This window comes from Paraplanobispora takensis, assembly GCF_016863195.1.
Classification (GTDB): Bacteria; Actinomycetota; Actinomycetes; order Streptosporangiales; family Streptosporangiaceae; genus Planobispora; species Planobispora takensis.
The window spans coordinates 33,187-51,119 of sequence record NZ_BOOK01000066.1; the positions used below are offsets into that span (position 1 = coordinate 33,187).

17 protein-coding genes and 1 pseudogene are annotated in these 17,933 nt (G+C 70.8%); 11 read left to right on the forward strand and 7 right to left on the reverse strand.

The genetic code is table 11. From position 1 onward, the window contains the following. Positions 1–33: 33 nt before the first annotated feature. Positions 34–2,688 (reverse strand): bifunctional acetaldehyde-CoA/alcohol dehydrogenase, encoded by a 2,655-nt coding sequence (gene adhE / locus Pta02_RS36340; RefSeq protein ID WP_203879555.1) that lies wholly within the window; start codon positions 2,686–2,688, stop codon positions 34–36. A gap of 458 nt (positions 2,689–3,146) precedes the next feature. Here adhE and Pta02_RS36345 point away from each other — a divergent pair, with 458 nt between their 5' ends. From Pta02_RS36345 to Pta02_RS36355, 3 genes are all read left to right on the forward strand, one after another. After that, entirely contained in the window at positions 3,147–3,293 is a 147-nt protein-coding gene (locus Pta02_RS36345; RefSeq protein WP_203879556.1) for a hypothetical protein, read from the forward strand. Further along, positions 3,290–3,667, forward strand: a complete 378-nt coding sequence (locus Pta02_RS36350; RefSeq protein WP_307837517.1) for a GntR family transcriptional regulator — start codon at positions 3,290–3,292, stop codon at positions 3,665–3,667. The genes Pta02_RS36345 and Pta02_RS36350 overlap by 4 nt, the downstream gene beginning before the upstream one ends. Before the next feature lie 164 nt (positions 3,668–3,831). Continuing rightward, positions 3,832–5,025, forward strand: coding sequence for an alginate lyase family protein (locus Pta02_RS36355; protein ID WP_203879557.1), 1,194 nt, complete (start codon positions 3,832–3,834; stop codon positions 5,023–5,025). Between the two features lie 65 nt (positions 5,026–5,090). Here the strand turns inward: Pta02_RS36355 and Pta02_RS36360 are convergent, their stop codons facing one another. Beyond that, entirely contained in the window at positions 5,091–5,573 is a 483-nt protein-coding gene (locus Pta02_RS36360) for a hypothetical protein (protein WP_203879558.1), read from the reverse strand. A gap of 749 nt (positions 5,574–6,322) precedes the next feature. Between Pta02_RS36360 and Pta02_RS36365 the strand changes: the two genes are divergently transcribed. The 4 genes and pseudogenes from Pta02_RS36365 to Pta02_RS36380 form a co-directional block, all read left to right on the forward strand. Continuing rightward, positions 6,323–6,739 carry an alpha/beta hydrolase gene (locus Pta02_RS36365; RefSeq protein ID WP_203879559.1) on the forward strand — a complete coding sequence of 139 codons (417 nt, stop codon included), beginning with the start codon at positions 6,323–6,325 and terminating at the stop codon, positions 6,737–6,739. 142 nt (positions 6,740–6,881) lie between these two features. Beyond that, entirely contained in the window at positions 6,882–7,874 is a 993-nt protein-coding gene (locus Pta02_RS36370) for a sensor histidine kinase (RefSeq protein WP_203879560.1), read from the forward strand. Next, positions 7,871–8,083: a sensor histidine kinase gene (locus Pta02_RS36375; protein WP_203879561.1), complete on the forward strand. Its 213-nt coding sequence runs from the start codon at positions 7,871–7,873 to the stop codon at positions 8,081–8,083. The genes Pta02_RS36370 and Pta02_RS36375 overlap by 4 nt, the downstream gene beginning before the upstream one ends. A 73-nt stretch (positions 8,084–8,156) precedes the next feature. Continuing rightward, positions 8,157–8,465, forward strand: a pseudogene (locus tag Pta02_RS36380) (response regulator); the annotation flags it as partial. A 255-nt stretch (positions 8,466–8,720) separates the two neighbouring features. On the opposite strand, the gene Pta02_RS36385 reads toward Pta02_RS36380, so the two are convergent. Then, a complete protein-coding gene (locus Pta02_RS36385; RefSeq protein WP_203879562.1) occupies positions 8,721–10,010 on the reverse strand; it encodes an FG-GAP repeat domain-containing protein in 1,290 nt (429 codons plus the stop codon). Between the two features lie 235 nt (positions 10,011–10,245). Next, complete coding sequence (locus Pta02_RS36390) at positions 10,246–11,451, reverse strand: MFS transporter (protein WP_203879563.1); 1,206 nt, start codon at positions 11,449–11,451, stop codon at positions 10,246–10,248. A 72-nt stretch (positions 11,452–11,523) separates the two neighbouring features. Here Pta02_RS36390 and Pta02_RS36395 point away from each other — a divergent pair, with 72 nt between their 5' ends. Further along, positions 11,524–12,495: a GlxA family transcriptional regulator gene (locus tag Pta02_RS36395; RefSeq protein ID WP_203879564.1), complete on the forward strand. Its 972-nt coding sequence runs from the start codon at positions 11,524–11,526 to the stop codon at positions 12,493–12,495. A 100-nt stretch (positions 12,496–12,595) separates the two neighbouring features. On the opposite strand, the gene Pta02_RS36400 is transcribed toward Pta02_RS36395, so the two are convergent. The 3 genes from Pta02_RS36400 to Pta02_RS36410 form a co-directional block, all read right to left on the reverse strand. Further along, positions 12,596–13,213, reverse strand: coding sequence for a response regulator transcription factor (locus Pta02_RS36400; protein WP_203879565.1), 618 nt, complete (start codon positions 13,211–13,213; stop codon positions 12,596–12,598). Further along, a complete protein-coding gene (locus tag Pta02_RS36405; RefSeq protein WP_203879566.1) occupies positions 13,210–14,460 on the reverse strand; it encodes a sensor histidine kinase in 1,251 nt (416 codons plus the stop codon). The genes Pta02_RS36400 and Pta02_RS36405 overlap by 4 nt, the downstream gene beginning before the upstream one ends. Positions 14,461–14,539: 79 nt before the next feature. Then, the gene (locus tag Pta02_RS36410) at positions 14,540–15,865 is read right to left on the reverse strand and encodes an alpha/beta hydrolase family protein (RefSeq protein ID WP_203879567.1); all 1,326 of its coding nucleotides are present in this window, start codon (positions 15,863–15,865) and stop codon (positions 14,540–14,542) included. A gap of 482 nt (positions 15,866–16,347) precedes the next feature. Here Pta02_RS36410 and Pta02_RS36415 point away from each other — a divergent pair, with 482 nt between their 5' ends. The 3 genes from Pta02_RS36415 to Pta02_RS36425 all read left to right on the forward strand — a co-directional run bounded on the left by Pta02_RS36415 (position 16,348) and on the right by Pta02_RS36425 (position 17,925). Then, a complete protein-coding gene (locus tag Pta02_RS36415; RefSeq protein WP_203879568.1) occupies positions 16,348–16,593 on the forward strand; it encodes a hypothetical protein in 246 nt (81 codons plus the stop codon). Between the two features lie 71 nt (positions 16,594–16,664). Continuing rightward, positions 16,665–17,225: a suppressor of fused domain protein gene (locus Pta02_RS36420; protein WP_203879569.1), complete on the forward strand. Its 561-nt coding sequence runs from the start codon at positions 16,665–16,667 to the stop codon at positions 17,223–17,225. Between the two features lie 334 nt (positions 17,226–17,559). Further along, entirely contained in the window at positions 17,560–17,925 is a 366-nt protein-coding gene (locus tag Pta02_RS36425) for a hypothetical protein (RefSeq protein WP_203879570.1), read from the forward strand. The last annotated feature ends 8 nt before the right edge of the window (positions 17,926–17,933 follow it).

Here is a 17,933-nt window from a genome sequence, read left to right on the forward strand (position 1 = left end):
CACCTGCGTGCCGGCCGACCAGCCCGTCGCGGATCACGCGGCCCGCGCGCTCTCCCCGTCGCGGTGGCCGTAGTAGGCGGCCCGCATCAGCTGCCGCATGTCATCCAGCATCGGCATGCGCGGGTTGGCCGGGGCGCACTGGTCCTCGTAGGCGTTGATCGCCTGCTGCGGCAGCGCCTCCAAGAACGCCCGCTCCTCGACGCCGATCTCCTCGAACGACCGCTCGATCCCCACCGCGTCACGCAGACGCTCCACCGCCGCCGCCAGGGACTCCACACCTTCGCCGGCGGTCCCGGCCGGCAGGCCGAGCACGCGGGCGATCTCCTGGAAGCGCTCCGGGGCGCGATAGTCCTCATACTTCGGCCAGCCGGACAGCTTCGCCGGCACGGTGCCGTTGTAGCGGATCACATGCGGCAGCAGGAGCGCGTTGGTACGGCCGTGTGCCACGTGGAAGGTGGCGCCCAGCGTGTGCGACATCGCGTGCACGATGCCCAGGAAGGCGTTGCCGAAGGCCATGCCGGCGATCGTGCCGGCGTTGTGCATCTTCTCCCTGGCCTCGGGGTCGGCGGCACCCCGCGTCACCGCCCGCTCCAGATAGGAGAAGATCAGTTTGATCGCCTGCAGGGCCAGACCGTCGGTGAAGTCGTTGGCGTAGACCGACACATACGACTCGATGGCATGGGTCAGCGCGTCGAAGCCGCTGTCGGCGGTGACGACCCGGGGCAACTCGGCCGCGAGCACCGGATCCACGATCGCCACGCTCGGGGTGAGCGCGTAGTCGGCCAGCGGGTACTTCTTGCCGGTGGCCGAGTCGGTGATGACGGCGAACGGGGTCACCTCCGCCCCGGTCCCCGAGGTGGTCGGCACACACACCAGACGGGCCCGCTCCCCCAGCGTCGGGAACCGGAAGGCGCGCTTGCGGATGTCGAAGAACTTCTCCTTCATGTCCGCGAAGACGACCTCCGGGTGCTCGTAGCGCAGCCACATCACCTTCGCCGCGTCCATCGCCGACCCGCCGCCCAGCGCGACGATGGTGTCGGGCCGGAAGGCACGCATCAGCCCGGCTCCCCGATCCACCGTCACGACGCTCGGCTCCGGCTCCACATCGTCGATGATCTGCAGGGCGACCCGCTCGGCACGGCGCTGCAGGACATCGATGATCCGGTCCACATAACCCAGCCGGGTCATGACCGGATCGGTGACGACGGTGACACGGTGGACGTCCGGCATGTCGGCGAGATAACGGATCGCGTTCGGCTCGAAATAGATCTTCGCCGGGACCTTGAACCACTGCATGTTGTTGTTGCGCCGCCCCACCCTCTTGATGTTGATCAGGTTGACGGCCGAGACGTTGTCCGACACCGAGTTGCGGCCGTAGCTGCCGCACCCCAGGGTCAGCGAGGGCAGGAAGGCGTTGTACATGTCACCGATGCCGCCCTGGGAGGCCGGGGCGTTCCAGATCACCCGCACCGCCTTCACCCGCCGGCCGTACTCCTCGGCGAGCGCGGCGTCCTCGGTGTGGATCACCGCGCTGTGCCCGAGCCCGTGGAACTCCACCATCCGCTCGGCGTAGGCCAGCCCCTCCTGCCGCGAGGCCGCGCGCAGGACGGCCAGGACCGGGCAGAGCTTCTCCCTGGTCAGCGGCTCGGCCGGGCCGACCCCCTGCACCGGCACGAGGATGACGGAGGTTTTCTCGGGTACGGCGAACCCGGCACGTTCGGCGATCCACACCGGGGAGCGGCCGACCGCGTCGGGGTTGAGCCTCGCTCCCGAGCACCCCTCCCCGCCGGCGCTCACCCCGAAGACGAACTCCTCCAGCATCTTCTTCTCGGCGGCGGTGGCCACATGGGCGTGCAGCCGCCGGAACTCGGCGAGCGCGGCGTCGTAGACCTCGTCGTCGACGATGACCGCCTGCTCGGAGGCGCAGATCATGCCGTTGTCGAAGGTCTTGGAGAGCACGATGTCATGTACGGCGCGGCGCAGTTTCGCACTGCGCTCGATGTAGGCCGGGACATTGCCCGCACCGACGCCCAGGGCCGGCTTGCCCGCCGAGTACGCCGCCCTGACCATCCCGTTCCCGCCAGTGGCGAGGATGACCGAGACACCGTCGTGGTGCATGAGCGCGGCCGTCGCCTCCAGCGAGGGCTCCTGCACCCACTGCACGCAGTGCTCCGGCGCCCCGGCCGCCACGGCCGCCTCACGGACGATCCGCGCCGCCTGCGCGCTGCAGCGCTGCGCCGAGGGGTGGAACGCGAACACGATGGGGTTGCGGGTCTTCAGAGCCAGCAGCGCCTTGAAGACGGTCGTCGAGGTGGGATTGGTGACCGGGGTGACGCCGCAGACGACGCCGACCGGATCGGCGATCTCCACGATCCCGTCGATCTCGTCCCGGGCGATGACACCGACCGTCTTGAGGTCGGCCATGCTGTGCGTGATGTGCTCGCAGGCGAAGATGTTCTTGACCGCCTTGTCCTCGAACACGCCGCGGCCGGTCTCCTCCACCGCCAGGGCGGCGAGCGCGGCGTGCCGGTCCAGCGCGGCGACGGAGGCCTTCTTGACGATGTGGTCGACCTGCTCCTGGGTGAAGGAGTCGTACTCGGCCAGGGCCTTGAGCGCGTTGCCCACCAGGGCGTCGATCGCGCTCCGGACGTCGGCGGACGGGGCGGCTCCCGCGCGGGAGTCGGTCATCTCACTCACCTCTTGAGCTCGGGGGTGCTCTCGGCTCCACTGTGGGCCACCGCCCCGCCCGCCCAATGCTGCGCAAAGGCCCCTGCGTGCGGGACCAAGGTCACGAACCGGTGATCACGCTGATCCTGTGAGGCTCGCCGTACCAAATGTACTGCCATATTGATACATTAGGAGTGAAGGAGGCCTACCATGTCACCGATGACAGCGATGCTCGTCGAACTGCTGGCCGTACCCGTTCTGGCAGTGCTGAGGGGGTTGCGACCGGTGTCGGCAGGACGGCTCGCCCGTTTCGCCGCCCGATACGACATCCCCCTCACCGCCGACACCAGACCGCTCGTCCGCGCCTATCTGAGGCGGACGAGCAGGTGGCGGGCCTGCGGCGGGGCGATCGGCTGGCTCGCGGCCGGCGTGTTCACCTCCGGCAGCGGATACCACTACTCCTGGCCGCCCTCGACGCGATGTGGGCCATGCTGCTCGACCTGGACGCCCCCGAGCCCTTCAACTGGGTCATGAGCGTGCCGGGGTTCGCAACGGTGCTGGCGGCGCTGTACTCCTGGCTCGGCCTCCACACCCGCCCACGCCCCGCCCCGAAGGTCCCGGCGTGATCGTCGAGATCGATCCGGACGCGGCCACGCCACCGTATGAGCAGCTCAGGACCCAGATCGCCGCGTTGATCCGGACCGGAGGACTGGCGGTCGGCACCCGCCTGCCGAGCATCCGGCAACTGGCTCGCGACCTCGGGCTGGCGGCGGGGACGGTCGCCCGCGCCTACCGCGAACTGGAGGCCGAAGGATATCTGCGCGGCCGGGCCGGCCAGGGCACCGTGGTGCGCGAAATCCCCCGGTTGTCCGAAGCCGAACGCACCGCCCGTCTCACCGACGCCGCCCGCGCCTACGCGGCCGCGGTCCGCGAACTCGGCATCGAGGTCGAGGTGGCGCTCACCACCGCGCAGTACCACCTGACCCACCCTGCCGGTTGACCGGGGCCGTCGTTCTCTCCGGGTGGCCTGATTCCCGGCCGGGCCGGCGGCAGGGCAATTTAATACAGGTTTAAGTTAGGAAGGTTTACCAATTAGTTGACACGAGATCCTCCGCATCGGTTTGATACCGGGCCTGAACCCCCGCAGCAGTAAGGCTCCCCACCATGCGTCGTCGTCTTCTTTCCGCCGGGTTCCTCGGCGTCACCGTCCTGGCCGTCCCCCACTCCGCCCAGGCGCTCGCACCCCGGGCCGCCGTCTCTCACTCCGCCCAGAGCGCTCCCGCCGCGTTCACCCATCCCGGAGTCCTGGTCAGCAAGGCCCAGCTGGACTTCGTCCGGGACAACCTCACGGCCGAACCGTGGAAGTCGGCCTGGAGCGCACTGCGCGCCAGCCCGTACGCATCGCTGTCGTGGAAACCCAAGCCCCGCGCGAACGTCGAGTGCGGGCCGAGCTCCAACCCCGACAACGGCTGCAGCGACGAGCGCAAAGACGCCATGGCGGCCTACACCCACGCCCTGCAGTGGTACCTCACCAAGAACGAGGCGTACGCCAGGAAATCCATCGAGATCATGGACGCCTGGTCGGCTGTCATCACCACCCACACGGGCAGCAACGCACCGCTGCAGACGGGCTGGGCGGGGGCGTCGTTCTCGCGCGCCGCGGAACTGATCAAGCACGCCTACTCCGGCTGGGCCGATGCCGGTCGCTTCAGCACCATGCTGCGCAAGATCTATCTCCCCACGGTCATCGCGGGGCGGCCGAACAGCAACGGCAACTGGGAACTGATCATGACGGACGCGGCGATCGGCATCGCCGTCTTCCTCGACGACCGCGCCTCCTTCGACCGCGCGGTGAACACCTGGCGGGGCCGCCTGCCCGCCTACGTCTACCTCACCTCCGACGGGCCCCTGCCCAAGGTGCCTGCGCGAGGCAAGTACGACACCGAGGATGAGATCATCCGCTATTGGCACGGCCAGACCACCTTCGTCAACGGCCTGTCCCAGGAGACCTGCCGCGACTTCGGGCACACCGGGTGGGGCATCGCCGCCGCGGCCCACGTCGCCGAGACCGCCCGCCATCAGGGGCTCGACCTGTACGCCGAGGGCAAGGACCGGCTCCGGCACGCGATGGGCTTCCACTCCGGACTGCAGCTCGGCGAGCCGGTGCCGTCATCGTTGTGCGGGGGGAAGGTCAAGCTCGGTCTCGGCCCGACGTTCGAGGTCGGCTTCAACGCCCTGCACAACCGGATGGGCGTGCCGATGTCGCGCACCCAGCGGCTGGTCGAACAGGGACGGCCGGCCGGGGTGAGCCACTTCCTGGGCTGGGAGACCCTCACCCACGCGGACAACCCGCGCTGAAAGCGGCCGGCGCCGGGCAACCGAGACCGGGGGACGGTCGCGCCCGGCCGCCGCAGCGGGCCGGGCTAGAAGATGCCCTCCTCGATGTTGGAGTCGTCGCTGATGGTCCCGCCGTCGCCGTCGATGAACTTCGCGTTGATGTAGACCTCGTCACCCCTGTTGCCGAAGCTGTCGTCCTCGTTGAGGAACGATCCCTGCGGCACCTCCCAGGTGTAGTTCAGCCGGATGCCGTCCGGTCCCGCCGTCAGGCCGTGGTCCCCCCGATACCAGGTGATCGGGCCGTAGATAACCTGGTCGGTGCCCGGGTCGCTGCCGTAGAAGCGCACCTGGATCCTGCCCCCGTGGATCAGATAGCCGTTCGCGTCGTACTCGTTCATGGGCACGTGGACGCTCAGCGTGATGGTGCGGGCGGCGGGGACGCCGGTGTTGAAACCGATCTCGAGCTGGGCGGTGATCTCGGTCGCCGCCTGGGCGGGCGTCGTGGCCAGTCCGATGGCGGTGACGGCGGCCACCGACGCGGTGGCCAGCTTGGTGAGGATCCTGTTCATGGGGTGTCTCTCCGCTCTGCGGTCGCCGGGCCCGCGGCCGGGCGATTGAGGGGCATGGGATGTGGCGGGTCGTGTTCACGGGAACCGGAACGCGACCCGCTCATCAGTGCGGCGTTCCATTCCGTTCCACCGGGTTCCGGGGCATCGGCCCTGACCGGGCGCCGTTGAGGTCGGCCGTACTGCGGGCTTCCGGATGGCCGCCGTCGGCCGGGTGGCCAGCTCTGTCGTGGTGACACGCCTCTGATCCCTACGGTTTCGGGATGCCGTCCGGGAGCCGCCCGGACGATGAATCCGCGACCGGCACGACATGTCCGGGGTGAGGAGCATCGATGCGCAGCCGAAGGATGGCGGCGGCCGGGGCCGCGACGGCGGTGCTGGCCGCCATGGGAGTGATCGGGACTCAGCCCGGGGCGCTCGCCGCCGAAACGCTCTCCACGGGCGCGGTCATGGCCGCGGCGGACGGGGCCGGCGCAGCTTCGAGCGCAGTGTCGCGCTCAACAGGGACCTGGCCGCGCGCTGCGCCACGGACAAGGATCTGCTGCCGCACATCTCCACCCGCAGCATCGCCCGCGACATGATCACCGCTATCACCTGGGCACCACTCCCGCCCGGGTCCTGGCCGCCGTCGACCGCTACCGGCGGATGGCCGACCAGGGCGGAAGACCACGCCCACGCCGGCGCAGGACCGGTTCCTGGACCTGACCACCTCCGAGGAGGTTTCCGCCGGGGCGAGCGCCACGCAGGCCGTGATGTGCGCGGACCGGGCGGTCTCCCGCAATCCGCAGACCTACTACCGCGACATCCGGGCGCACCGCGCCGACGAACCCTTCTACGGCCCTCCCGGCCGCAACCTCACCCCGTGCGCCTTCTGGCCGGCGAGCCCGGCGGAGCCGCCCACCGAGATCCGCAACGACGTGCCGGTCCTGATGGTCGGCGCCACCGGGGACACGGCCACGCCCTACTCCGGTCAGCTGGCCATGCACCGCGCGCTGAGCGGCTCCCGGATGCTCACCCTGACCGAGGCCTACATCCACGCCGCCTACCTCGGCTACCACGGCGCCGCCTGCGTCGACACCGCCGTCAACCGCTATCTCCTCGGCGGTGCCCTGCCTTCCGCCGACACCACGTGCACGAGGGACAGGCCCGCCGGCACGAGTGGGAGCTGACCCCGCGCACGCCCGCACAGGGCTCCCGGACGGTGTGCCGAATTTGCGGATAACCGGAAGAGCACCGGGTGGCCGTCCAGATTGCCCACAAGGCGGGCGTAGCACAAACTGGTCGCCCGCCTTGGAGGAGGAGCCGACAGTTGTGAACATCGCGCGGTGGTCACCGCTCAACGGACGGGCCCGTGCGGAGCTCGCCTACGTTGCGGTGAGTCTGCCCGTCGCCGTTGCGGGGTTCTTCTACGCCTGGCTCACCACTGTCGGCGGCATCGTCTTGGGCCTCGTCTCCTTCGGCCCGGTGCTGCTCGCGGGCGCCTTGACGGGAGCATGGCGACTGGGAGCCGTCCACCGGTGGCTGGCGGCCCGCCTGCTCGGCGTCATGGTCACGGCCTTCGAGGGTGTACCGCGCCGGCCCGGCGTCGGAGGGTGGATCACCTCGAACCTGCGTGACGTCGCCGCCTGGCGGACGTTGATCTATCTGCTGCTGAAAGGCCCCCTCGGTATAGCCGAAGCCATGGCCGCCCTGACCACCTGGGGGTACGGCCTGGCCTACCTGAGCCATCCGCTGTGGCGACCGGCGGGGCCGTCCCCGACCGAGGCGGATGGCTACCCGATCCTGATCGGGGACCTCCCCTTCGACGGCTGGCTCCGGCCCTTCCTCAACCCCGTGCTGGGAGCCGCGATGCTGCTCGCCGCGCCGTGGGCGGTCCGTGCCGTCCTGCTCCTCGACATGGCCCTGCTGCGGGCTCTGCTCGGCCCGACCGCCTCGGCCCGCCGCATCCGCCACCTGGAGGAGACCCGGACCTACGCGGTGGAGGAGTCAGCCGAACGGCTGCGCCGGATCGAGCGCGATCTGCACGACGGTGCTCAGGTGCGGCTGGTGACGCTGGCCATGCATCTGGGCGCGGCCAAGGAGCGGCTCGCGGAGCTGCCCGAGGTGGACCCGGCGCTGGAGGGGCTCATCAGTGGAGCACACCAGAACGCCAAGGACGCGCTGGTCGAGCTTCGCAGCCTCGTGCGGGGCATCCACCCCCCGATCCTGGACAGCGGCCTGGAGGCCGCGCTCACCACACTGGCCGCCTGCGGCAGTGTGCCGTACGCCTTCGGGTCACCCTGCCCGAGCGGCCCACGGCGGTGATCGAGAGCATCGCCTACTTCTGCACGGCCGAACTGCTGGCCAACACGGCGAAGCACAGCCGGGCACGGCAGGCCGCGGTCACGGTGTCCGCGCACGGCGGCGTGCTGCGGATCACCGTCCACGACGACGGGGCGGGCGGCGGACCATCCGGCCAGGCGGCGGCCTGGCCGGGCTGGCCGAGCGGCTCAGCACCGTGGACGGGCATCTGATGATCCACAGTCCTCCCGGAGGCCCTACGGCGGTCACCGTCGACCTCCCCCTGCACCTGTGAGCCGCCTGCCCATGCGCATCGTCATCGCCGAAGACGCCGTCATCCTGAGGGATGGCCTGGCCCAGCTGCTGCGCGCCTACGGTCACGACGTGGTGGCCGCCGTGGGCGACGGCAACGCGCTGTGCGCGGCCGTGGCCGAGCATCGGCCCGATGTCGCCGTGGTCGACATCCGCCTGCCTCCCACCTTCACCGACGAGGGTCTGCGCGCGGCCCTCCTCCTGCGCCGGGAACCTCACAGACCCGGCGTTCTGGTCTTCTCCCAGTACATCGAGACGAGATTCGCCTCGCAGCTGCTCGCGGCGGGCGCGGACGGAGTCGGCTATCTGCTCAAGGACCGCGTCGCCGACGTGAGCGACTTCATGGACGCGCTGGCGCGGATCGCCTCCGGCGAGACCGTCCTCGATCCGGAGGTCGTCACCCAACTCCTGGCCCCGGGACGCCGGGAACACGACACCCTGGACGGCCTCACGCAAAGGGAGCGCCATCCCCTGCCCCGGCTTGGCCGGGCACTGTCAGGCCCCTCCCATCGGCCCGCTGGGAGCCGGGAGGGGCCTGTCGTGGTGGAGCCGGGGTGCTTACTTGACGCCGCCGCCGCGGACCTTCTTGATCTTCTTCAGCTTCGGCTTCTCCAGCTTGACCTTCGTCTTCCACTTCAGCTCGACGGCCGGCTTGGGCTTGACCGTCGGCTTGGGGGCGGCGGGGGTCACGCAGCCGGCCAGCATCACCGAGACGCCGTGCGCCACCGGGTTCGGCAGCACCAGGTCGCTCCTGCTGTCGGCGTTGAAGCGGCCGCTGGCCATCATCCCCAGCATGGGGGCCTTGAAGGTGACGGGCGCCTGGAAGGTGCCGTTGCCCTTGCCGAACAGCAGCGAGCCGCCGGTCGGGGTCGCGTAGACGGCGTCCTGCTTGCCGTCGCCGTTGTAGTCGCCGAGCGTGGGCCAGCTCATGGCGCCGCTGCCGGTGTAGGGCAGGGCGCCCAGGAAGGTTCCGTCGCCCTTGCCGAGCAGCACCGCTCCGCCGCTCATGCCGACCGTGATCAGGTCGACCTTGTGGTCGTTGTTGAAGTCGGCCGGGGCGGCGAGGACGGGGCTCGTTCCCTGGGCGAAGGGGGTGGCCGGGCCGAAGCTGCCGTCGCCGTTGCTGAGGATCACCTGGAGCGCGCCGCTGCCGCTCGGGCCGCCGTCGGCGAACGCCACGTCGTCGTCACCGTCGCCGTCGAAGTCGGCCACGCCGGCGAGGTAGGAGTATCCCGTGAAGCCGGTGACGACGGGCGCCTGGAAGGTGCCGTCGCCGTTGCCGAGCATGATCGAGTTGTCGTTGCTGCCGCTGGCCACCAGCACGTCGAGACGGCCGTCGTCGTTGAAGTCACCCGGGGTGGCGGTGAGGACGTTCGCAACCGCCAGGCTGTCGATGGCCGTGTCGAAGGTCCCGTCACCGTTGCCGGGAAAGACCCGGATCATGCCGGCAATGGGATCCGTCGTGATGATGTCGACGGTGCTGTCGTCGTCGGAGTTGACGCTGCCCACGGCGGGCAGGTTCACCGCGGCCGAGCTGGTACCCGCGATCACGGCCGGGCGGAAGGTGCCGTCGCCCTTGCCCAGCAGCACCTCGGCGGTGCCGCCGGGGCCGTACGCCACGACGTCGGTCTTGTGGTCGCCGTTGAAGTCGGCCGTCGCCGTGTAGAGCGACGGGTTCGCGGTGCGGTAGTTGACCGCGGGGGCGAATCCGGGCTTGCAGGTGGTGGCGGCGGAGGCGGGAGCCGCAGTGGCCGCCAGCGCGCCGGAGGTGAGGGCGGCCGCCGCGAGCAGGGAGACCGCACGACGCCGGCGGGGCATGCCGAAGCGCGGCGAAACAGGGGTGTTCATGAAAAAGCTCCTCCTTGAGCCGTGAAGCCGTGCGCGGGGCCTTCCATGGATGACTGCGCAGGCGTTGTAGCCCTCCCATCGGCCGCCCGCAGGAGCTCTGGAGGATTTGCAGAGGAGCGTTTTCCCCGGACATGACGCGGGGCGGGAGACCCGGAGGCCCGGATGGACCCGCCGGGGTGAGAACCGGGTTTCTCCCCCTGCAGCCGCGTACGGCCGGCCCGCAGGTGATGACCCGCTATGTCAGCGAGCAGGCCGGGACGGGGATCGGCCGGCCTTCGACCTGCCGGGGTTCCCTGCCCAGCCGCCTGACCGGCTTGATCAGCAGCAGCGCCGCCACCACTCCGGCTGTCACCACGGCCGAGCCCAGCATGAAGACCCGCGGTTCGACCAGCGCGGTGACCGGACCGGCCAGCGCCTGCCCGACCGCCATGCCCGCGACCGACCCGGCCACCTGGTAGGCGTTGACCCGGTTCACCACCTCCGGCGTCACCTGCGTCTGCACGCTGGTGGACCACATCACCGACCAGAACGCCCACGCACACCCCCCGAGCAGATGCCCGGTCATCAGCAGCGGCAGCGGCAGCCCGAGCGCGACCGTCAGCGGCACCGCCACGTACCCGCTCAAGGCCACCGCCCCGGCCGCCAGCGGCCTGCGCGGCCGGAGCCGGATCGCCACCAGCCCGCCCAGCACGGTGCCGAGGCCGAGCGCCGCCATCACCCAGCCGTAGTCGGCCCCGATGACCTGCGACGACAGCGGCACGTACGGCCCGACCACCAGGACGCCCCAGAACACCCAGACCAGGATCACCGACCACATCCAGCTCCTGGCCCTGAACTCCTCCCAGCCCCTGCGCAGGTCGCTCAGCACGTCGGAGGGCTCCGGCCTGGGTACGGTGACCCGTACCAGCAGCAGGCACACCCCGCTGACGGCGAACGTCGCGGCGTCCACCGTGTAGACGACGACCGGCCCGGCCACGACGATGAGGACTCCGGCCAGTGCGGGACCCGCCAGCTGGGTGACCGCCTCGGCGATCTTCAGTGTCGCGTTGGCCCGCTGCGGATCGCCGGCGACCAGGGGGACCATGCCGTTGACGCCAGGTTCGAACATCCCGGCGGCCATGCCGGAGAAGAACGCCGTCACCAGCAACAGGGCGTACGGCGGAGCACCGTCTGCGAAGGCCGCTGCCACGATGCCCTGCGTGCCGATCCTGATCACGTCTGCGCCGATCATCAGGCGCCGGGCGCCGATCCGGTCGGCGACGACCCCGCCGAAGACCATGACCAGCACGGCCGAGGAAGTCCAGAGTGCGAGCACGTAGCCGACGCCCGCGATCCCGTAGACTTTCCCGATCGCCAGCGCCGAGGCGACGGGCATCATCGCATCCCCGAGCAGCGAGATCGTGCGGGCTCCGAAATAGAGGGTGAAGTTCCTCGTCCACATGAGCCCCAATTCTGGATTTTTCCAGATCAGAGCACCGGTGTCCCAAATGACATCATTGGGTACATTTGCGCCATGCCCCTGGACTGCCCGGAAACGCCCCCGACGCCTCCCGATCCGCATCGCGTCGTCGCCTTGATCGCCCCGGGCCAGGAGCTCTATCCGGTCACCTCCGCCTCGGCCGTCTTCGGCTATCACGGCCCCGACATCGCCCAGCACTACGGCTTCAGCCTGTGCGCCGAGCACCCCGGCTCCCTGCCCACCACACTCGGCGGCTCTCTCCAGGTGGACCGCGGCCTCGAAGCCCTCGACGACGCCGACACCGTCCTCATCGCGGGCTGGACCCTCACTCCCTCGCCCGCCGTACTGCACGCGGTGTCCCGGACCCATGCCCGAGGCGCCCGTATCGTCGCCGTCTGCGCTGGGATCTTCATCCCCGCCGCCCTGGGCCTGCTGGACGGCCGCCGCGCCTCCGTCCACTGGGAGCTGTCCGCCGAACTGGCCGCCCGCCATCCCCGCATCGTCCCCGACGACACCGTCATCTACGTCGATCACGGCGACGTCGCCACCGCCGGAGCCTCGGCCGCCACCCTCGACCTCTGCCTTCACCAGGTCCTGCGAGAGCACGGCGCGGCCCACGCCATGCGCATCGGCCGCCAGCTGGCCGCCGGCCCGCACCGCGAGGGCTGCCAGCGTCAGTACCCTCCGCTGCCCACCACCGGCCCCATGCCCGACTCCCTGGCCCCCCTGCTCGAATGGCTCCTGTCCCGCCTGCCCGAGCAGATCACGGTTGAGGACATGGCCGCCCACGCGGGCGTCTCCCCCCGCACCCTCACCCGCCAGTTCGCCGACCAGCTCGGCGTCCCGCCCGCCCGCTGGCTGCTGGAACGCCGCCTGGCCGCCACCCGCGCCCTGCTGGAGGAGACCGACCTGCCCGTCGAGACCATCGCCACCCGTGTCGGCCTGTCCTCGGCGGTCAACCTCCGCCGCCGCTTCCACACCGCCCTGCGCACCACCCCGGCCGCCTACCGCCGATCCTTCCGCTGAAGGTCCCGGGCGGTTGCGCCGCGGTCACGGCCAAGGGGCAGGGCTGGTCCGGCTTCTGATCGTTCCAGCGCCGGTCCGGCCTCGCCGAGATCGGCCGAGGTCAGATCCAGCCGTGGCGGCGGGCGATCCGTACGGCCTCGTGCCGGTTGGCCGCCCCGAGCTTGGCGGCCGCCGATGACAGGTAGTTCCGCACGGTGCCGGGTGACAGGGACGCCCGGCGGGCGAGCTCCTCCATCGGCATGTCCTCGGCCGCCAGTTCGAGCACGTCGGCCTCGCGAGGTGTCAACGGGCTGTCGCCCGCGCTGATCGCTTCGGCCGCGAGCTGCGGATCGACGTAGCGGCCGCCTCGATGGACGGTCCGCACGGCCTGGGCCAGCACCTCGGCGGAGACGGTCTTGGGCAGGAACCCGCGCACGCCGGCCGACAGCGCCCGCTTCAGGTGCCCCGGCCGGCCATGGCCGGTGACGATCATCGTCCGGCATCCGGGCAGCTCCTCGTGGAGGGTTCGCGCCACGCTCACGCCGTCGGTGTCCGGCAGCTGCAGATCGAGCACGACGACGTCCGGGCGGACGGCGCGGGTCCTCGCGAGCGTCTCGGCACCGGTCGCCGCCTGGGCCACGACGCTCAGATCCTCCTCCAGCGCGAGCAGCGCCACCAGGGCGCCGCGGATGAGATGCTCATCCTCGGCCAGCAGGATGCGGATCGTCTCGGCGGTCATCGAAGGTCCTCGTGCGCGAGGGCGGGCAGCGGCAGTTCGGCGGTGAGCCGGAACCGGTCGGGCCGCTCGTAGGCGGCCACGAGCCTGCCTCCGCGCGCGGCCAGCCGCTCGGTGAGCCCGGGGATACCGGTGCCGGTCCCCGCCGGCCGCTCCCCGTCCGGACCGGTGGCCCCGTCATTCTCCATGATCAGTGTCAGTCGTCCGGTGCCGGCCTCGGAGGTGTGATGCAAGGACACGGTGCACACCCGCGCCCGGCTGTGGCGCAGCACGTTCGTCACCCCCTCCCGCACCACCCAGCCGAGGGCGCCCTGCACGTCGGCGGGCAGGCCGTACCCGTCACCGATCACCTCACAGCCGATCCCGGCCGAGGCGAGCACCGAGCGGGCGCCGGCGAGCTCGGCCTCCAGGTCGGCGGTGCGGTAGCCGCGTACGAGCGCGCGTGCCTCGGTCAGGGAGTCCTGCGCGAGCCGGCGCACCTGGAGCATCTCCTCAGCCGCTCCCGGCTTGCCCCGTTTGACCAGCTGGGCGGCGAGTTCACTCTTGAGCGCCACGACGGACAGGTTGCGGCCCATCACATCGTGCAGGTCCCGGGCGAAGCGCAGGCGCTCTTCGGCGACCGCGAGGCGGGCCTGGGCCTTGCGCGCCCGATCCAGTTCCCACACCACCCGCAGCGTCCACATCGAGCTGCGAAAGGCGATCACCACCACGAGCAGGAGAACCGACAGCGCGATCGCGGCGGGGACGGCGGCCTGCGCCGGCGCGCCCTCCACCCGGGACACGACCCATCTGGCCAGGCCCGCCGATACGATCATCGCCAAGGTGAGCGGGTAGGGCACCGCCGATGACAGGGCGGTGACGAACGCGACGACCGTGACCACCAGCAGCGCCGAGGCCGGGCCGTCGGGGTGGCCGGGTGTCGCCTCGGGATAGGCCAGGGCGCCGATCGCGACCTGTGCCACGGTGAGCCCGGCGGCGACGGTGATCAACCCGGTCGGCCGCGATCCACGCCCGCGGTGCTCACGGCCCAGATAGCGCTCCAGGCCGGCGGAGACCAGCAGCGCGCACACGAGGGCGTGTACGGCGGCGCCGGCCGTCATCACCCCCAGCGCCGCCGCGGCCACCTCGGGGCCGACCACGACGGCGAGGGCCACCGGTTCGAAGGCGAACATCGTGTACGACGAGGCGCGGGCCCACAGATCGAAACGCTCCGCCTGACCGCGCCGGCGCCACTGCGACAGCCGGATCATCCGCCCTGTCCCTGCCCCGACTTCTCCATCCGCCATTGTGGCCATCGGCACAAGGCGGCCGCGACAACGGGGAGCGCCGTCACGGTACGAACCGCATCTCCGGCCAGCGCGACGACGGCCCGGCCAGCAACCGGCCCGGCGAGCCCAGCAGGTGCCGGTCGAAGAAGGCGCGCAGGTAGGTGCGCTGGATGAGAACCGAACGCGGCCCGTCGATGGTGCCGATCATCTCCTCGACCTGCTCCGGCGGCAGTCCCAGCGAATGCTGTCTGAGCAGCACCTGAAGGTCGGTGAAGGAGGAGTGCGCCGACCCCTGCAACTGCAGTTGCAGCCGCCAGCCGCGCAGCCGCGGCCACAGGGCCGCCCAGCTGCGGTCGTTGTCCCGCCCGTGTCCCGCAGAGCCGATGAGCAGGAACGGCCGGTCGAGCCCGGCCCGCAGGACCGGCCCGAACATCCCGCCGTCCAGGTTGGCCCCCGCCCTGATCCGCGCGTCGGCGTGCATCGCGGCCGCGCTCGTGGCGCCGCCCAGCGAGTGGCCGAACACCCCGACGCGCGACAGGTCGAACGCGCCCTTGAGCCCCTTGGGCAGGGCATGCGCACCGGGCGGGACATCGCGCCCGCGGTTGAGCGCGCCGAGCCGGTCCAGGACGAAGCGGACGTCGGCCTGGCGGGCGGCCACCGCCTTGGTGGCGACGGGATCTTGAGGGTCGTCGAAGTTCGGCGGCGGGGAACTGGCCGCGTGGGTCTCCACCCGCCGGTCGGGGAACTCCACCGCCCCCGCGTCGTAGGTGTGGTCGATGGCCGCCACGACATAGCCGTGACTGGCCAGGTCCTCCACCAGAGCGGTCCCGGAGGCCCGGTCGGCCCCGAATCCGTGGGAGAAGAGCACCACCACCCGTCCGCCGCGCGAGCGCTCCACCGGCGCGCCGAGGTGGCCGTGGCTGTCGGGCAGGCGTACGGTCCCGGCGGGCAGGCCGCGCAGCTGCAGTGCGGCCACGCCCGCAGACAGCCACGGAGCCCGGGCGTGCCCGGCGACGCTTCGGGCCGGGTACCACAGCTGGACCATGAGCTCCCGGGCCGGCTTGGCGGGCTTCCACGGATCACGGCGGGAGTGGTCGACCAGGTGCAGGGCGAGCGTGCCGATCCGGTACGGGCCGGTCGGCTCCGGGAGCGTGAGGCGGACCGGCTTGACCTGACCGAGTCCCTCCTGCACGGCGGAGGACAGCTCTGCGGAAGAGGCATGCGCAGCGGGTCTCACCCCGGCGGCCGCGGTACCGGCGGCCAGCACCAGCCCCAGCGCCGACACCAGCGCGGCGCCAGACAGCAGCGCCGGCTTCCGCCCGCGCGAACCGGCACGTCGTGAATCGCCCGGCCTCGAACCGGTGCGAGGTTGATCGAATCTCGTCATGATTCCAGCGTCCCGGCGACGGAGGCTGCGCGTCAGTGCGGGGAGTCACCGGTTTGTGTGCACTTCACATGATCGATCGATGACAAACGTCATATCCGTTTCCGGCATGGCTGGGCATCGATGGGCGCCCCAGGGGGACCGGCTGAGGCTCGCCTGGGTGCGCCGCCGGAAGAGCCGGGACGTCACCGGCCTGTTCGCGACGGCCTGAACCTCGTGCGGTCTGGTGACGATGCACGCCGAGGACCTGGCCGCGCCCAGAGCCGAGGTGGCCGACAACCTCGGGCGCTACGGACTGGACTCCTGATCACCTCAGGCCGGGCCTGACGCCGCGGCGTCCTTGATCGGTCTGGGTATGCTGCCGGTCATGTCCGAGGCCGACCGCCGGCAGATCCTGGCTCTGGACGCGGCGCGGCTGGGTGAGAGTGATCTGGCGGCCCGGATCACCGCGGCGAAGAGCCCGCCATCCCCCTCGGAAGGAGCCTATGGACCTCCCCGTGTACTACCGCAAGCAGCTGGTCGGGTTCATCGAGGACTCGGCGGTTGACAACTTCCGGACCTACGGCCGGTGGCGCGCCGTCGCCTCCGAGCAGGCAACGCTGTTCCTGCGGGCCGTCGCCGCGACGGAGGAACCGGTGATCGGGGTGGGCCAGGCAGGGCAGATCCCCGGCTATGTGACGGGCATCGAGGACGGGTGGATCGAGATCGTGACGGTGCCGGCAGTGCCGTAGGAGTCATCGCTCACACATGCGCAGTGGGCCCGATCGTCTCCCCGTGCTGATCACCGGGCAGAATCGGGCGCATGCCCACTCGTGTTGAACGCTATCTGGCGCACCTGGACCGGCTGTCCGGCGGACGCAAGCCGACGTTCACCCCCTTCCCTTCGACCAAACCGGGACTGCGCGGCATCACCGCGATCGTCTACCGCGATCACCCCGAACCCGGATTCATCACCGGCCTGACCTACGGCCTGTCGCTGTCGGGCCACCCCGCCTGGAGACGCAGCACCCCGGAGCTGTGCATCACCGTGCGCTCCGCCGACGACGCCTGGGCCTGGGCGATCGCGCATCTGGCCGAGCGACTGCGCGGCGGCGAGTGCCACTTCGGCTACGGCGACATCATCGGCTTCGGGGAGCGCGTCTCCGAAGACAGCGGCATGGACTCCTTCGCGCTGTTCGCCCCCGCCGCCCTGGAGCAGGACGACTTCCTGGGCGTCGACGTCGGCGAGGAGCTGCCCGTCAACATCACCGGCTGCTACCCCATCCACTCCAGCGAACGCCGCTTCATCCAGGACAACGGCGTCAAAGCCTTCTGGGAGCTCGACTGGGATCCCTACGACGTGACCCGCGCCGCCGTCGTCTGACCGGCCGAGCGGCCACAGCGCCCTTGCCGAATCACCTGCGGCCTCGCCAGGACAAACCCCGGCGGGGCCGTCCGGCTGCGATACTCCCCCCGTGACGCTCCCCGGCATCGACGGATTGGGGATGGCCCGGCGCACTCATCGTCGCCGCGGACGGCCGGACGTGCACGGTCGTGTTCCGCTCCAAGACCGTCCGGGCGGCACCTGGCCCTCCGCACCCGGACTCCGGCAGCGTCCAGGTGATCGCTTAGGCCGAGAGTCGATGTCGGTGAGAAATAGCAGCGCTCTTGGGCTTGCGGTGAGACGATGAGTGTGCTCCGCAGGTGAGGGGGCGCTGGTGCAACCAAAGACCAAGGTCGAGTTGTATGCGGCGATCCGCCGCGACTCCCGCGCAGGCCTGGCCACTCGGGCCCTGCGGCGCAAGTACGGGGTGGGCTTCCGTACGACCGGAAAGGCCCTGGCCTCGGTCTGGCCAGCACCGCGTAAGCCGATACCGCCTCGTTCCTCACGGCTGGATCCGTTCAAACCGCTGATCGATCAGATGCTGCGGGCCGATCTGGACGCCCCGCGCAAGCAGCGGCACACCGCCCAGCGCATCTTCGACCGGCTGCTGGAAGAGCATCAGGCCGACCAGGTGTCCTACGGGATGGTTCGAGACTACGTCCGCCTGCGCCGTGCGGAAATCCGCTTAGTACTCCAGTGACACTTCGC

What these genes read in the sequence shown, in the direction of transcription:
- adhE (WP_203879555.1), bottom strand. Translation starts at nt 2,688, where the DNA reads ATGACCGACTCCCGCGCGGGAGCCGCCCCGTCCGCCGACGTCCGGAGC.
- Pta02_RS36345 (WP_203879556.1), top strand. Translation starts at nt 3,147, where the DNA reads ATGTGGGCCATGCTGCTCGACCTGGACGCCCCCGAGCCCTTCAACTGG.
- Pta02_RS36355 (WP_203879557.1), top strand. Translation starts at nt 3,832, where the DNA reads ATGCGTCGTCGTCTTCTTTCCGCCGGGTTCCTCGGCGTCACCGTCCTG.
- Pta02_RS36360 (WP_203879558.1), bottom strand. Translation starts at nt 5,573, where the DNA reads ATGAACAGGATCCTCACCAAGCTGGCCACCGCGTCGGTGGCCGCCGTC.
- Pta02_RS36365 (WP_203879559.1), top strand. Translation starts at nt 6,323, where the DNA reads ATGTGCGCGGACCGGGCGGTCTCCCGCAATCCGCAGACCTACTACCGC.
- Pta02_RS36385 (WP_203879562.1), bottom strand. Translation starts at nt 10,010, where the DNA reads ATGAACACCCCTGTTTCGCCGCGCTTCGGCATGCCCCGCCGGCGTCGT.
- Pta02_RS36390 (WP_203879563.1), bottom strand. Translation starts at nt 11,451, where the DNA reads ATGTGGACGAGGAACTTCACCCTCTATTTCGGAGCCCGCACGATCTCG.
- Pta02_RS36395 (WP_203879564.1), top strand. Translation starts at nt 11,524, where the DNA reads ATGCCCCTGGACTGCCCGGAAACGCCCCCGACGCCTCCCGATCCGCAT.
- Pta02_RS36400 (WP_203879565.1), bottom strand. Translation starts at nt 13,213, where the DNA reads ATGACCGCCGAGACGATCCGCATCCTGCTGGCCGAGGATGAGCATCTC.
- Pta02_RS36405 (WP_203879566.1), bottom strand. Translation starts at nt 14,460, where the DNA reads ATGATCCGGCTGTCGCAGTGGCGCCGGCGCGGTCAGGCGGAGCGTTTC.
- Pta02_RS36410 (WP_203879567.1), bottom strand. Translation starts at nt 15,865, where the DNA reads ATGACGAGATTCGATCAACCTCGCACCGGTTCGAGGCCGGGCGATTCA.
- Pta02_RS36415 (WP_203879568.1), top strand. Translation starts at nt 16,348, where the DNA reads ATGGACCTCCCCGTGTACTACCGCAAGCAGCTGGTCGGGTTCATCGAG.
- Pta02_RS36420 (WP_203879569.1), top strand. Translation starts at nt 16,665, where the DNA reads ATGCCCACTCGTGTTGAACGCTATCTGGCGCACCTGGACCGGCTGTCC.